This is a genomic window from Pseudoalteromonas sp. Angola-4 (assembly GCF_028599265.1).
GTDB lineage: Bacteria > Pseudomonadota > Gammaproteobacteria > Enterobacterales > Alteromonadaceae > Pseudoalteromonas > Pseudoalteromonas atlantica.
Genome location: NZ_JAQREK010000016.1, coordinates 76882 through 90749, shown reverse-complemented (window position 1 = coordinate 90749; position 13868 = coordinate 76882). Strand labels below are relative to the sequence as shown.

The window sequence follows — 13868 nt, the reverse complement described above, 5'->3', positions numbered from 1 at the left end:
CCATGAGTAAAGGCGTTCATTGGATCATTAGTTGCTGTATAGCTTTAATCGCTATATTTAGTTGCCATGTTGGCGCACAGGTTAAACGTTTATCCCCCAGTGAAGGCCTGTCGCAAAGCTATGTGAACACTATGCTGCTTGATGATAACGGTTACCTATGGCTCTCTACCGAAGGGGGGTTAAACCGTTATGATGGTTATCAAGTTGTTTCAATTAATGGCCCTAATGGCGAGCTTGAAGAAGCCATAATTGATTGTATTTACCAAGACCCCGCAGGCAATATTTGGATAGCCTCGTTACTTGCCGGCTTATTTAAATACGACCCAAGTACCGACACCTACCAGCAATTTATTTCTCAACCTACCAGCGAAAAACAAATTTTAAGCCAGTCGGTATTTAGTATGGCAGCGGTTGATGACAAAACCTTATGGATTGGGCGTGGTCGCGACTTTGCTAAATTAGATATTGAAACAGGTAAAATAACCAGCCTATTTGAGCTGCCTAAAGAATACGAAAACACCTTAGTCAGAGAGCTTTTTCATTACAATGGGTATATTTTTATAGGCACAAGCCATGGGGCGTTTGTATTTGATATCGCCTCTGAGCAAATTAGGCCGCTGCAGCATTTAAAAAGCAAAGCTGAGCATATTTATCAAAACAACGTTAAATCGTTTTCGGTCATTAAAAATAATCAGTTGTTAGTAGGCACCGTTAAAGGCTTGTATCAAGTTGATATTAGCGACTTGCCAGGCATGTTTGAACGCCCCGACATAGCATTTAAAAACCAAGCCGTTATTGCCGATTTAAATGTATGGCGCATCATTAACGAAGGCGAAAAGCTAGATCTGGCGACTAATAAAGGGCTCTTTAAATTTGATTTAAATACCAAAGAGTTGGTAAAAAACACACGTATTACACAAAGTAAATACAGCCTATCTGATACCAGTATGATAGACATGGTAAAAGATAAATCGGGGGGGTATTGGCTCGCTACTAAAACCGATGGTGCATTTTATCTGTCTAATAATACCTATCACTTTAGCAATATAGATGGTAGTAAACTGGGTGGCGATGGCCTTTCTCATCCTTCGGTTTGGGGCATTACGGAGTATGGCAACAGCCTATGGCTGGCAACGCATAATGGCTTAACCGAAATTGATTTAGCCACTAACACCAGCCAAGTTTACTTAAAAAACCACAAAGTAGACTTACTGACTACCGAATTTAGCGTGTATGAAATTATTCCTTATAAACAAAAGCTTTGGTTACATACAAACCGTGGGCTGTTTGAGTTTGACCCCATAACGCATCAAATTAACGAGCCAACAATAACAAACCCCAACAATAGAGCCTACATAGAAGGCTGGGTACACGGCGTAACCTTAATGCCTAACGGTGATTTGTACTATGTGCACTCAGATCACGGTATGTTTGTATATAATATTGATACTCAGCAGATCACCCGATTAGAAGGGGCCTTTAGCAAAATAGAGCCGTTTTTGGCGCATGGTTTTTCGCCAGCGCTGGCAACCAAGCCTGATATGCCCCTGTTTTTTAATGCGGGTATTTTATACCAGGTAAACCCAACCACATTAGCGTTAAACACCATTTATAAAGTGCCAAAACAGCACGATAACGTGGCTATTAATGTGCTTTCTTACGTGGTCGATAACAACAATATTTTATGGATTTCACTATCTAATTTTGGCTTGATTGGGCTTGATGCAGCCAGTTACAAATTGGTACACACGATTGACTTAGAAAAAAATAAGTTAGGTACCTTACTTTATGACATGGTGCTTGATGATAATGGCATGATTTGGATGAGTAGCCATAAAGGCATATGGCGACTAAACCCAGAAACACTTCATTTTCAGCAGTTTACTACATCTGAGGGGCTGCTTTCTGCTGAGTTTAACAGCAGTGCCATGGCGCATTTAAGCGATGGGCGTATTGCCTATGGCAGCTTAAAGGGCATTACATATTTTCATCCGATGGAAAATCAAAATTACCACTCATTAATTGATCATGTAAATATAACGCGAGTTGATTTAATGTCGCGCGACTTATCTATCGATTTAAAACAGCCATTAAATGAAATAGTCCTCAACCATGATGATATCGGTTTAGAGGTGGCGTTTTCGGCGATGGCGTTTAGCTATCAAGAGCGCATAATTTATGAGTACCAGCTTGATAACGGCCAAAAAACCTACACCCGTAATAATAATCGGGTGTTATTCCCTAAATTAAATCCAGGTAATTACCAGCTCAAAGTATGGGCTAAAGATCCGTTAACCGGCGAGTACACGCCGCCAGCAGCGCTAAAAATTCGTGTTAAGTATCCCCTGTGGCGAGCGCCATATTTTATGGTGCTTTATGGTGTTTTGTTTATCGCATTTATTGCTTTTTGGGTAATGCGCCGTAACAAAATTCAGCGCATATTACTGGCCGCTAATAAGGAAAGTAAAGAAAGTGAAGCGCGATTAAAACTAGCCTTAGAGGGCAGCGAGTCGGGCATGTGGGATTGGCAGTCTACATCGAGTAGTATTTACCAGCCGCGCTTATGTAATGAACTGGGGTATGATCAAGAAAGCGTGAGCCTAGATGACTACCTAGCTAAAATTCACCCGCAAGATAAAGCGCTTTTCAGATTAGAATGGTTAGAATTTTTATCGACCGATAAAGGCTACTTTAATTGCACTTATCGGTTACGCCATGCTAAAGGCTATTGGCGTTGGTATAAAGACTTTGGCAAAGTGGTGGAATGGAGCGGACAACTTCCTAAAAAAGTAGCGGGTACTTACACCAATATGACCCGCGAAATGGTGTTTGAAGAGCATGCCCGTTTATTTACCGCTGCGTTTGAGCAAACCCGTGATTGGGTATTTATTCTTGATAAAAACTTTACGGTTCGCGCCTCTAACAAATCGTTGCAAACGGCCTTTAACTTTCCTAGTGAGCCACGCTCTAGCCGCGCCCTTAATTTAGGTATATCGCGAAGTAATCGCTTTGACTACTTACGGATAATGCAAAAGCTAAATGTGGGTGAGCATTTTTCCTGTGAAGACTTAGTCACCCTAGCCAATGGTGAGCAGCGTCATGTGTTAGTAAAAATAAGTGCAGTGGCCGACACTGAACACCGTTTAAGCAGCTACGTTATTATTTTAACCGACATTCATGCGCAAAAATTGGCTGAAAATGAGCTTCATATTTTAGCCAACTATGACTCATTAACCGGTTTGCCTAACCGTATGCTGTTTAACGACAGGGTTGAGCATGCGATTGAGCAAGCGCAAAATCATCAATGTAAAGTAGCTATGCTGCACATAAACATTAAGCGGTTTAAATACTTTAACGACTCATTTGGACGTGAAGCGGCTGATGAGCTAATAAAGCAAGTGGCTAAGCGCATTAAGCGCTCTTTGCGTCCTTCTGCAAGTGTTGCGCGCTTTGGTGGCGATGAATTTGTGGTGCTGGTGGAAGATGTGCAGCAAATTGAAGAAGTATTACTTATTTGCTCTAAATTAATAGACTCTGTAAGCCAAAATATGGAATTTAATGGCCAGGTGGTAAACGTTAATTTAAGTATCGGGGTAGCAATAGCGCCTGATGACGCCGCAGATCATGCTGCGCTGATAAAAGCTGCCAGTATAGCTTTGTACCATGCAAAAGAGTCGCTCGAAAGCAGTTATAAGTTTTACAAGCAGGAGATGAATCAGCATGTACAAAAAGCCCTGCATTTAGAGTCTTTGCTAACTAAAGCGTATCAAGAGCAAGAGTTTTGCAATTACTACCAGCCTATAGTGAATGCGCACACTCAAAAAACCGAAGGTTTTGAAGTGTTGTTACGCTGGCCAGAAAACACTTTAGTGCCCACGCAAGAGTTTTCTTTAGCGGCTGAGAGCATAGGGTTAATAACAAAAATTATGCTGCAAACCTTTGCCCGTGCGTTGCAAGCCCTTAAACAATGGCGTGAGATTTCACCTCAGCTGTACTTGTCGATAAACCTCTCAGCACTTGATTTTGAATACGAAGAGCTTGTAACCGACATACATAAAGCGCTGAGCCACGCTAATGTGCCCTCAGAAGCCATAGTGTTTGAAATCACCGAGTCTATTTTAATGCGCGACTCTAAACATGCGCTGCACAGTATGGAAATGCTGAAAAAGCTTGGCTGTAAGCTCTACATGGATGACTTTGGAACAGGCTATGCCTCATTAACGTATTTAAAGCGTTTTCCTATCGATGTACTAAAAATAGATAGAAGCTTTGTGCAAGATATTGGCGTGGACTCGGATGATGAAGCCATTATTCAATCAACGCTTACCTTAGCTCATAGCTTAGGTAAAGAGTGCGTGGCTGAGGGCATTGAAAACAAACAACAGCTGCAGTTTTTAAAGCAGTTAGGGTGTAAGCATTTTCAGGGCTATTTATTTAGTAAGCCAGTACCTAAAGAAGCTGTTCCCGCACTGATCAAACAAGATTGGGGCAACATATTTAACCAGTAAAAATAAGCTTATTGGCGTTTACCACAGTGGCGGCAAAATAAATGGCTGTTGCGTTGATTAAGCTGCGTTTTAATTGCTTTATTGGCCTCAAGCTTACTTAAACCTAACTTGTAGCGCAGCTCCTCTAAGTGCAAACGCTGTGAGTCATCTAAACTGCCTTGGTGAATTTGCTCATGTACGGCATCTTCAAAAAATTGCCGGCGTTTACGTATTTGCTCCGAAAAACTTGAGGCAAGCAAGCCTGTAGGAATTGCCACCATTCCCATGCTCACCAAAGTAACTACACCACCAAATAGTTTACCAAGTGGCGTTAGCGGTACAACATCACCATACCCAACCGTAGTGAGGGTCGCCATAGCCCACCACATAGCCGCAGGAATAGAGCCAAATTTATCTGGCTGAATATCGTGCTCCAATAAATAAATACCGCAGGAGGCAAGTATTAGCAGTACCGACATAATAAAAAACGCGGCCAGTAACGAGCTCGCTTCGTCTTTAAATGCTTGTAATAACAACTGCATTGCACGTGAATAACGAGTAAGTTTAAATACTCTTAAAAGCCTTAATACACGTAAAAAACGCAAATCCAGAGGAAACACAAACATTAACAAGCTGGGTAAAATGGCTATTAAATCGATGAGAGCCAAAGGTGATAAAAAATAATGCAGCCGGCGTTTTGCATTTGAACCTTTTATAGTTGCGTATTTGCTTTTATCGACACAGGCCCAAAGCCTTGCAAGGTATTCAAGGCTAAAAATAGCCACCGAAATAACTTCTAAAAGTAAAAACTGCGGGTAATATACTTTGTTTATACTCGGTACTGATTCCAACACAATGGCAATAACGTTAAGCATAATTAAAGCAATCAGCGCGGTATCGAGTATATGCCCCGCTTTGCGGTAATCGCCAGTCCCTTCAAATACCTGCGCTAACGTTTGTCTTGCTGTGCTACTCATGTGTTTAGCTTTAACAGCATATTAATACTGCCTTCTTCAAAATCGCGGCTAATTGTAAAACCTAACTTACGGGCAAGCTCAATCATGCCGGTGTTCTCAGGCAGTGTTATGCCTTCAATTACTTCTACGCCTTGGCGCTTACAATGATTTATTGCAGCGCTCATAAGCAGCCTGCCAAGACCTAAGCCTTGGTAGTCAGAGCGAACCACGGTTGCAAACTCAGCATGTAAATTATCAGGGTCCATAATAACGCGTGCTACACCTAGGGTACGGCTTTTACCTTCAAAGCGCTGGCATACAATAAAGGCCATTTCTCGGTCGTAATCTATTTGCGTCATTTTTGCGAGCTGGTCGTGGTTAAACTGGGGCAGCTCACCAAAAAAGCGTTTGTAACGATCTTCTTTATTGAGTGATTGATCAAACTCTTGGTGGGCTTTTTCATCCTCTGGACGAATAGGCCTTAATGTAGCTCGCGTATTATTTTTAAGGGTTACTTCTTCTACAAGATCAATAGGGTAAGGGCGAATACACAAACGTTTACGATCGCTGCGTGCCTGATAGCGATTAACACTAATGGTGGCATCAAGCACTAAAAATTGCCCATTGCTGGCTAAAATAGGATTAAGTTCCATGGCACTTATATCGGGCTGATCGACAACAAGTTGAGATATACGTGTGAGCAGGGCGCACAAGCGATATTTGTCGACTTTTTCTGGCAAAATACGATCTTTTAATACGCCTTTATCGTTTGCTGCTGCAATGAGGTATTTAGCTAAGTTCATATTAAGCGGCGGCAAAGCAACGGCTGCTTGGGCATACTCTAACCCATTACCCGCTTCACCAAGTAATATAACAGGGCCAAAATTAGGCTCAGTTTTAATGGCGATTCGCAGCTCATTAGCGCCGGTACGCGGCGCCATTTTTTGCAATGAAAACCCTTCAATAACAGCATCTGGGTAGGTGTTTTTAATTCGTATCAGCATGGCAAAGGCGGTTTGCTCAACCTCGTTTGCATCGTTTAAGTTAAGAACCACACCCCCTACTTCTGATTTTGAGGCAATACTTGGGCTAATCAACTTTAACGCTACCGGAAAGCCTAATTCAATTGCTTGCTCACGCGCCTCTGTGGGCGTGTAGGCTACTTCTGTTTGAATACACTCAACACCATAATGACTAAGAATTTGGCTTGCTTGATGAGTGGGTAAGTAGCTTTGCTCTTCTTCTAAAAATTCGTTAATGAGCGTAGTGGCCGCTGATTTATTTATTTTTGCATCATCGGTATTTGATTCGGGTGTTTGCGTTAAATGTTTTTGGTTACGACGATAACTAACTAAATGCATAAATGCGCCAACCGCACCCTCAGGCGTGCGATAGGTTGGAATAGTGTGGTTAGAGCAAACACGCCTCGCGGCATAAGCCGCATCTTCACCCATAAAGTTGGTCATTACATAAGGGCGCGCCATCTTTGGTATTTTTTGTAAGGTTTGCACTATCATATCGGCGTAGTCTTCACTTGGTGCCAGTGCCGAAGGGGTATGAATAATAAGTAAGTTTTTAACTTCTTCGGCGCGAAGTAAAATTTCTAATGCTTGCTTGTAACGCGCCGGAGCAGAGTCGCCAAAAATATCGACAGGGTTAGATGTAGTATCTGACTGCGGAATAACTTTATTGAGTGCGGATCGCGTTTGCTCGCTAAGCTGGGTAAGTTTACCCGAATTTAAAATAAGCTCATCTACCGCCATAACCCCAGGGCCGCCGCCGTTGGTTAAAATGGTTAACTGCTCAACTTTTAGTAATTTAGGGTGGATAGCGAGTGTTTGCGTGGCTGCAAAAAGTTCGCGCAGATCACTAACACGCAACATACCGGCGCGTTGAAAAAGCGCATCGTACACTGCATCAGAACTTTGCTTGCCACCGGTATGAATTTCAGCAGCCAGTGCGCCTGCTCCGGTTTTGCCCGTTTTAATGGCAATAACCGGCTTACTAAAGGCCGCTGCCCGCGCTGCCGAGATAAACCCGCGGATATCCTCAATATTATCTATGTAGAGCAAAATCGCTTTGGTTTTAGCATCGCGGCCTAAAAAATCGAGCAGCTCGTCAAAATCGATATCTAGGCAATCACCGACCGAAACAAAATACGAAAAGCCAATTTCTTTATTTTTAGCCCAATCTAAAATAGTGGAACACACCGCTGCGGATTGCGATATAAATGCCAGTTTCCCTGGTGCTGCAACTGTGTGAGAAAAGCTGGCATTAAGGCCAATATGCGGAATAAGCAGCCCTAAACAATTAGGCCCAAGCAAAGTAACGTGATGGGCATTTGCAGCGCGCTTTAAGGCTGTTTTTTGGCTCAATGAGAGCCCATCAGCAATCACAATTGCACTTTTACAGCCAAGTTCACCTAGCTGCTCAATAATGCTCAGTAAGGTATTTTTATTTGTACAAATAACGGCTAAGTCGGGCACTTTGGGCAGCGCGGCAATATCAGGGTAGGCAAGCACACCGTGTACCGCACTATGGGTAGGGGTTACGGGCATAATTGGCCCTTTAAACCCACCTTGCAATAAATTGCGCATAACCACAAACCCCGCGCGTGTGGGGGTATTCGAGGCGCCAATAACGGCTACTGAGGCCGGATTAAAAAATTGGCTGATGCGCTTTAAGCTCATGGCATATCCTTGGCTGATTATATTTTGCGTTATTTATAGTCTCAATGTACCCTGTTTGCTGTGTTATTTCGAGCGCATAGATACTTATTATTGATATCAATCAAGGAGTTTTTTGTGAATAAAACACCCGGTTTTTACACCGTTATAGCCGCAATTTGCCTAAGTATAGGCTTAATTTTATTAGGCTTTATTATTAAAAGTGCCGCAGTAGATGTAAAAAGCATGGAACGTAGTGTGCAGGTTAAAGGGTTAGCAGAGCGTGAAGTTAGCGCCGATACGGTAATTTGGCCGCTGCAATACAGCGATGCAGACAACGACTTAGAAAAACTGGTTAGTCGGGTTGAGCAAAAAAACGATGCTGTTATTGCATTTTTAAAGCTACATGGCTTTGATGATGACGAAATAAGCACGGGTAGCCAGTCGATTATTGATAAGCAAGCCCGTGAATACGCTAACGATAATCAAAAGTTTCGTTACTTGGTACGCGCTAATATTATTGTGTATTCGAACGCGCCCGACAAAGTACAAAATGCGCTGAGTAAAGTGAGTCAATTAGCTAAACAGGGCATTGCCATTGTGCAAAATAGTTACGAAACCAAAGTTGAGTATTTATTTACCGGCCTTAACGATATAAAGCCTGCAATGGTGCAAGAGGCTACAGAAAAAGCCCGTGAAGTTGCCAACAAATTTGCTAAAGATTCGAACTCAACGCTGGGTAAAATAAAATCCGCTCGCCAAGGGCAATTTAGCATTAGCAATCGCGATTCAAACACGCCACATATCAAAAAGGTGAGGGTGGTCACCAGTGTTGAATATTACTTAAGTGACTAAATTGCTCTAACTAAGTGGGCAATTTGCGCGGTTGAGCGCTGTAGGTAAGCAGCGCTAAGTAAAATGCTGGTTTCGTTTATATCAGCGCCTTTTAATATATTTGCCAGTTGCTGTTTAGCGGTTGGATTTTGCTTTTGCTCTATTTCCATAAGCGCTAATAATGCTGAAAATTCATGCTTTATTGGTGTGCTAGGTTTATCAGCATAGGCGATATAACAGGCAACAGGGGTAAGGCCACGAGCATTTGTTTGTGCAAGGGCTTTTACTAAATTATCGTTAGATTCAAATAGCATTAATGAGCGCACATAGTTAAACGCCAGCTTTTGAGCATTGGCGTGTTTAAATACATTGTGCAGTACATTATTTCCTTGGCTGTCTTGTGCTAAAAAGCCGTTATTTTCTTTTAATGCGGGTGTAAAAAACGTTAAAGCATCAGTCGTTGTTAATTGGTTGATAAAAGGTGCTGGTGGGGTGTTGGTTGTTAAAATACGTGTTGCCACATTTTGCATAAAGTCGTATTTAATACTCATCCGCAAAGCGGTTTCACAAAGGTGGTTTAGCTGTAATGTTTGCTGAGCCGGGCTTAACTGTTTAAAGTCGTTATCGAGCTCGCCTAGCTGATGCTTAGCAATGCGCGCATTAAGTAATTGTATGCTTAAATCCATTATTAACTTTACCTCTGAGCGTTTTTATTACTATAAAACAAAAAAGGCCGCATCAGCGACCTTTTTCTATTTATAACCAAGTATTAAGCTTTTTTACTTGCTACCCACTCGTTTACAAAGTTCTCTAGTACGTTAAGTGGTACAGGGCCATTTTTAAGTATAACGTCGTGGAACTGACGAATATCAAACTTATCGCCTAGTTGCTTTTTAGCATCTTCACGCAGCTCTAAAATTTTAAGCATACCCACTTTATAAGCTGTCGCTTGCGATGGCATTACAATGTGACGCTCAACCATTTTAACACCGTCAGATGTGGCATTAGGCGTGTTATTTACGTAGTAATCAATACCCTCTTGGCGAGTCCACTTCATTGCGTGAATACCGGTATCAACCACTAGGCGACATGCGCGCCATAATTCCATTGAAAGGCGACCAAAGTCTGAGTATGGGTCTGAGTAAAGGCCCATTTCTTTAGGAATGTACTCTGAGTATAAGCCCCAACCTTCAATGTAAGCGGTGTAGCCACCAAACTTACGAAACTTAGGCACACCTTCAAGCTCTTGTGAGATAGCAATTTGCATGTGGTGACCCGGAATACCCTCATGGTACGCTAATGCTTCCATTTGGTACGTTGGCATTGCTTCCATGTCGTAAAGGTTTGCGTAGTAAATACCAGGGCGTGAGCCATCTGGTGCAGGTTGTTGGTAAAATGCTTTACCTGCTGCTTTTTCGCGGAATGCTTCAACGGCTTTAACTTTAAGGTCAGCCTTTGGCTTAACAATAAATAACTCATCTAGGCGAGTTTTCATGGTGTTGATTAGGCCAGTGGCTTCATCTAAATAACGCTGTTTACCTTGCTCGTCATTGGCATAATAAAATTGTTTATCCGTTTTCATAAACTGCATAAACGCTTTTAAATCGCCTTTAAAGCCTACTTTGTCTTTAATTTCACGCATTTCATCATGAATACGTTTTACTTCAGCAAGGCCAATGGCATGAATTTCTTTAGCGGTTAAGTCAGTTGTTGTGGTGCGCTTAAGTGCGTTATTGTAAAACGCTTCGCCGTCAGGCAGTTTCCATGCGCCATCGCGGTTATCTGCACGTTTTTCTAGCTGTGCTAAGTAATTAATTAACTTAGAGTAAGAAGGCTTAACGGCTGATTTTAATGCATCAGTTGCATCGCTAATTAAGGCATCTTTTTCATCTTGGCTAATTTTAAGAGCGCTTACTTTACGTTTAAAGTCGGCTAATAGTGTTGAGTCTTCACCTTTTTCAAATGGCGCACCATGAATGATGTTTTTGCTCGAATCTATAACATGTGGGAACACAAATTTAGGCGCAATAATGCCTTTATCAGCACGGGTTTCTAAATCAGTAATTAGCTGATCAAATACAGTAGGTACACCGTTTAAACGCGCAATATAATCTTTAGCTTCTTTAACATTACTAATTGAATGTTGGTTAATTAAAAACGCAGGCACCATAGAGTGAGTACCAAACATTTGGTTAACCGGGTAGTTATGGTAACGCCATTTAAAATCAGCAATCGAGCTTTCTAGGTCTTGTTTTTTTAAGTCGTAACTTACTTTAGTGGCATCATCAAGCAGGTCGCGGTTGATAGCATTTAAAGTAACTAAGTCTTCTTTTGCTTGCGCAAGGTCTTTTAGTTTTTGCTCTTCGCTGCCGTCATCCCATTTATCGTAATCTTTTTTAATACCCATGTAAGTTTGATAAACCGGGCTGTTCATTACATCGCGGTTAAAGGTATCTTCAAAAAACGCATTCGCTTTGTCGATTTCGCTTTGCACAGGTTGCGCTTGCACTGCAGGCGCCGGGGTTGTTTGTTGTGGTGCCTGCTGGCAGCCGGCTAAAATAGCAACGCTCACGGCTGCTGCAATAAAGGTAAGTTTACGCATTGTTTTCCCTTTGTTGTTAGAAACCCATTAGGGTGTATTATATTTATTTGCTTGTATTTTATGTTTATCGCGCGTGGTTAAAACCACTACACGAACAATTCTAGCAGGTCATTTAAAAAACGATGCCCTTTGAGGCTAACTTGCCAGTGGCCGTTTTCTTGTATTAACAAACCTGCATTTATTGCTTTAGTTAACGCTGCTTGTTGGCTTTGGAATGGCTGATTAGTCAGCGCGCTGTAATCATCAATAGGGCAAGGCTCGACTAAGCGAAAGCGATTCATAAAAAATTCAAAGGCTAAATCGTCTTGCTCTACTTGCCAGCTTTTATACAAGTACGGCTTAAGCATATCCATGTAACCGCGGGGATGCTTAATTTTTTCAGTACGGGTAATAATGCCGGTTTTTGCATCAGTCACCTTACCATGAGCGCCACAGCCAATACCGAGATAATCGCCAAAACGCCAATAATTCAAGTTATGTTGGCATTGAAAGCCTGGCTTGGCATAGCCCGATATTTCGTATTGTATGTAACCGGCTTGAGCAAGTAGTGCTTGGCCTTGCTCTTGAATATCCCATAGGGTTTCATCTTGTGGCAAAGTTGGCGGCTTGGATGCAAATTGTGTATTAGGCTCAATAGTGAGCTGATACCAGGAAATATGTGGCGGGTTTAAAGCAATTATTTTTTTTAAATCGCTCAGCGCATCGTCAAGGCTTTGCCCCGGTAAGCCATGCATTAAATCAAGGTTAAAGCTATTTAACCCGGCTTGCTTAGCTTGCTCTGCAGCGTAGTGCGCTTCATCGGCACCATGAATACGGCCAAGTGCTTTTAACTTGTCGTTTTGCATGCTTTGCACGCCAATAGAAATACGGTTAATACCCGCTTTAACGTACTCTTTAAAGCGCCCGGTTTCTACGGTACCAGGATTTGCCTCAAGGGTTATTTCGCAGTTGTCGCTTAGGCCAATTAGGTTATCGACTTCGCTTAATAAGCGGGTATATGCATCGCCAGTTAATAAGCTTGGTGTACCGCCGCCAATAAAAATACTGTGAATTTTACGCCCTTGCACCAAGTCCAAATCGGCTTTTAAGTCGTCAATTAAATGCTGAACATATTCAGCTTCAGGAATGTCGCCTTTTTGCCCATGGCTATTAAAATCGCAATAGGGGCATTTTTGCACGCACCAAGGTACGTGCACATATAAGCTCAGTGGTGGAAGGTTCACAGGCCGCCTTTGCTTTGTAGCTCTAGTAATAACTTTTTAAGTGCTTGGCCGCGATGACTCACCGCATTTTTTTGCTCTTTGGTGAGCTCGGCGCTGGTACAGTTTTGCTCTACTACAAAAAATACCGGATCGTAACCAAAGCCGCCTTCGCCATTTTGGGTTTGTGTAATTTCGCCTTCCCAGCTTGCGCTACAAATTAGCGGGGTAGGGTCATCGGCGTGGCGCATTAATACCAGCACACACCAAAAGCGGGCTTTACGATTTGGGTTATCGGCTAATTCGTTAAGTAGTTTATCTATGTTGTCTTGATCGCTGGCGCTTTCACCGGCAAAGCGAGCTGAGTAAACACCCGGTGCACCATTTAAGCCATCTACCTCTAAGCCTGAGTCATCTGCAATGGCTGGCATGCCGGTAATTTTAGCAGCATGGCGGGCTTTAATTATCGCGTTCTCTACAAAGGTGGTGCCGGTTTCGGCCACTTCGCCTACGTTAAAATCGCTTTGCGGAAGCACATTTATATTAAGCGGGCTAAGCATATTGGCCAGCTCGTTAACTTTGCCAGGGTTGCCTGTGGCAAGCACTAATGTTTTGGTCATGTTTTTAATCTACGTAAAATTTTTGCTGAAACGTGAGTTTTTGAGATTGACTACCTTGCTGGATGTTTATCTCAAAACGTAAAATCTCTTCGTTGGTGTAGTCTACTTGCGCAAGGTAATAAATTGATTCACCTTCTTTTACTTCTTTAAAAGTAAGGGCTTGCTTATTGCCGAGTAGGTTTTTTGCCGTACCGCTGAGCTGAGCGGTTTGCGCGGTTTTATCGCTATTGTTTTTCAGTACTGAAATATTAACAATGCCTTTATAACCACTACGCTCAAGGCCATATGTTTTAGCTATTTGCGGCTGAATAAAGGTAGATGGAAAAGCAATGTAATGCACTTGCCAAGGGCCCAGCTCTTTGTACTGTGCGCCTTGCATGTCTTCACTGTGGGCATTAAAAGCAAAGGCTAAAAAACTAATAAAGCAAAACTTAATTAAACGGTTCATTATGATGTCCTATATAAAAAAGAGGCCAAAGGGCCTCTTTTGCTTATAACAAAAAA

Annotated in this window: 9 protein-coding genes; 2 read left to right on the top strand and 7 right to left on the bottom strand. The window is 42.3% G+C overall.

All coding sequences use genetic code 11. The features are described 5' to 3' along the window. Positions 1-2: 2 nt before the first annotated feature. On the top strand, positions 3-4508 hold the full coding sequence (locus PSH48_RS16490; protein ID WP_273611895.1) for an EAL domain-containing protein: 4506 nt from the start codon (positions 3-5) through the stop codon (positions 4506-4508). 8 nt (positions 4509-4516) lie between these two features. Here the strand turns inward: PSH48_RS16490 and PSH48_RS16485 are convergent, their stop codons facing one another. Both PSH48_RS16485 and PSH48_RS16480 read right to left on the bottom strand, forming a co-directional pair. Beyond that, on the bottom strand, positions 4517-5464 hold the full coding sequence (locus PSH48_RS16485; RefSeq protein WP_273611894.1) for an ion transporter: 948 nt from the start codon (positions 5462-5464) through the stop codon (positions 4517-4519). Beyond that, on the bottom strand, positions 5461-8133 hold the full coding sequence (locus PSH48_RS16480) for a bifunctional acetate--CoA ligase family protein/GNAT family N-acetyltransferase (RefSeq protein ID WP_273611893.1): 2673 nt from the start codon (positions 8131-8133) through the stop codon (positions 5461-5463). Before PSH48_RS16480 ends, PSH48_RS16485 begins: the two co-directional genes overlap by 4 nt. Before the next feature lie 114 nt (positions 8134-8247). On the opposite strand from PSH48_RS16480, the gene PSH48_RS16475 reads away from it, so the two are divergent. Continuing rightward, positions 8248-8964: an SIMPL domain-containing protein gene (locus tag PSH48_RS16475; protein WP_004586831.1), complete on the top strand. Its 717-nt coding sequence runs from the start codon at positions 8248-8250 to the stop codon at positions 8962-8964. Here the strand turns inward: PSH48_RS16475 and PSH48_RS16470 are convergent. From PSH48_RS16470 to PSH48_RS16450, 5 genes are all read right to left on the bottom strand, one after another. Beyond that, positions 8961-9629, bottom strand: a complete 669-nt coding sequence (locus tag PSH48_RS16470; protein WP_273611892.1) for a hypothetical protein — start codon at positions 9627-9629, stop codon at positions 8961-8963. The genes PSH48_RS16475 and PSH48_RS16470 overlap by 4 nt on opposite strands. A gap of 83 nt (positions 9630-9712) precedes the next feature. After that, complete coding sequence (locus tag PSH48_RS16465; RefSeq protein ID WP_273611891.1) at positions 9713-11545, bottom strand: DUF885 domain-containing protein; 1833 nt, start codon at positions 11543-11545, stop codon at positions 9713-9715. A gap of 86 nt (positions 11546-11631) precedes the next feature. Further along, positions 11632-12768 (bottom strand): radical SAM family heme chaperone HemW, encoded by a 1137-nt coding sequence (gene hemW, locus PSH48_RS16460; protein WP_273611890.1) that lies wholly within the window; start codon positions 12766-12768, stop codon positions 11632-11634. Further along, positions 12765-13364: an XTP/dITP diphosphatase gene (locus PSH48_RS16455; protein WP_273611889.1), complete on the bottom strand. Its 600-nt coding sequence runs from the start codon at positions 13362-13364 to the stop codon at positions 12765-12767. Before PSH48_RS16455 ends, hemW begins: the two co-directional genes overlap by 4 nt. Before the next feature lie 4 nt (positions 13365-13368). Further along, complete coding sequence (locus PSH48_RS16450) at positions 13369-13812, bottom strand: DUF4426 domain-containing protein (RefSeq protein ID WP_004586836.1); 444 nt, start codon at positions 13810-13812, stop codon at positions 13369-13371. Positions 13813-13868: the final 56 nt, after the last annotated feature.

Excerpts from the sequence above, each read along its gene's own strand:
- PSH48_RS16490 (WP_273611895.1), top strand. The coding sequence starts at position 3 with ATGAGTAAAGGCGTTCATTGGATCATTAGTTGCTGTATAGCTTTAATC.
- PSH48_RS16485 (WP_273611894.1), bottom strand. The coding sequence starts at position 5,464 with ATGAGTAGCACAGCAAGACAAACGTTAGCGCAGGTATTTGAAGGGACT.
- PSH48_RS16480 (WP_273611893.1), bottom strand. The coding sequence starts at position 8,133 with ATGAGCTTAAAGCGCATCAGCCAATTTTTTAATCCGGCCTCAGTAGCC.
- PSH48_RS16470 (WP_273611892.1), bottom strand. The coding sequence starts at position 9,629 with ATGGATTTAAGCATACAATTACTTAATGCGCGCATTGCTAAGCATCAG.
- PSH48_RS16465 (WP_273611891.1), bottom strand. The coding sequence starts at position 11,545 with ATGCGTAAACTTACCTTTATTGCAGCAGCCGTGAGCGTTGCTATTTTA.
- PSH48_RS16455 (WP_273611889.1), bottom strand. The coding sequence starts at position 13,364 with ATGACCAAAACATTAGTGCTTGCCACAGGCAACCCTGGCAAAGTTAAC.
- PSH48_RS16450 (WP_004586836.1), bottom strand. The coding sequence starts at position 13,812 with ATGAACCGTTTAATTAAGTTTTGCTTTATTAGTTTTTTAGCCTTTGCT.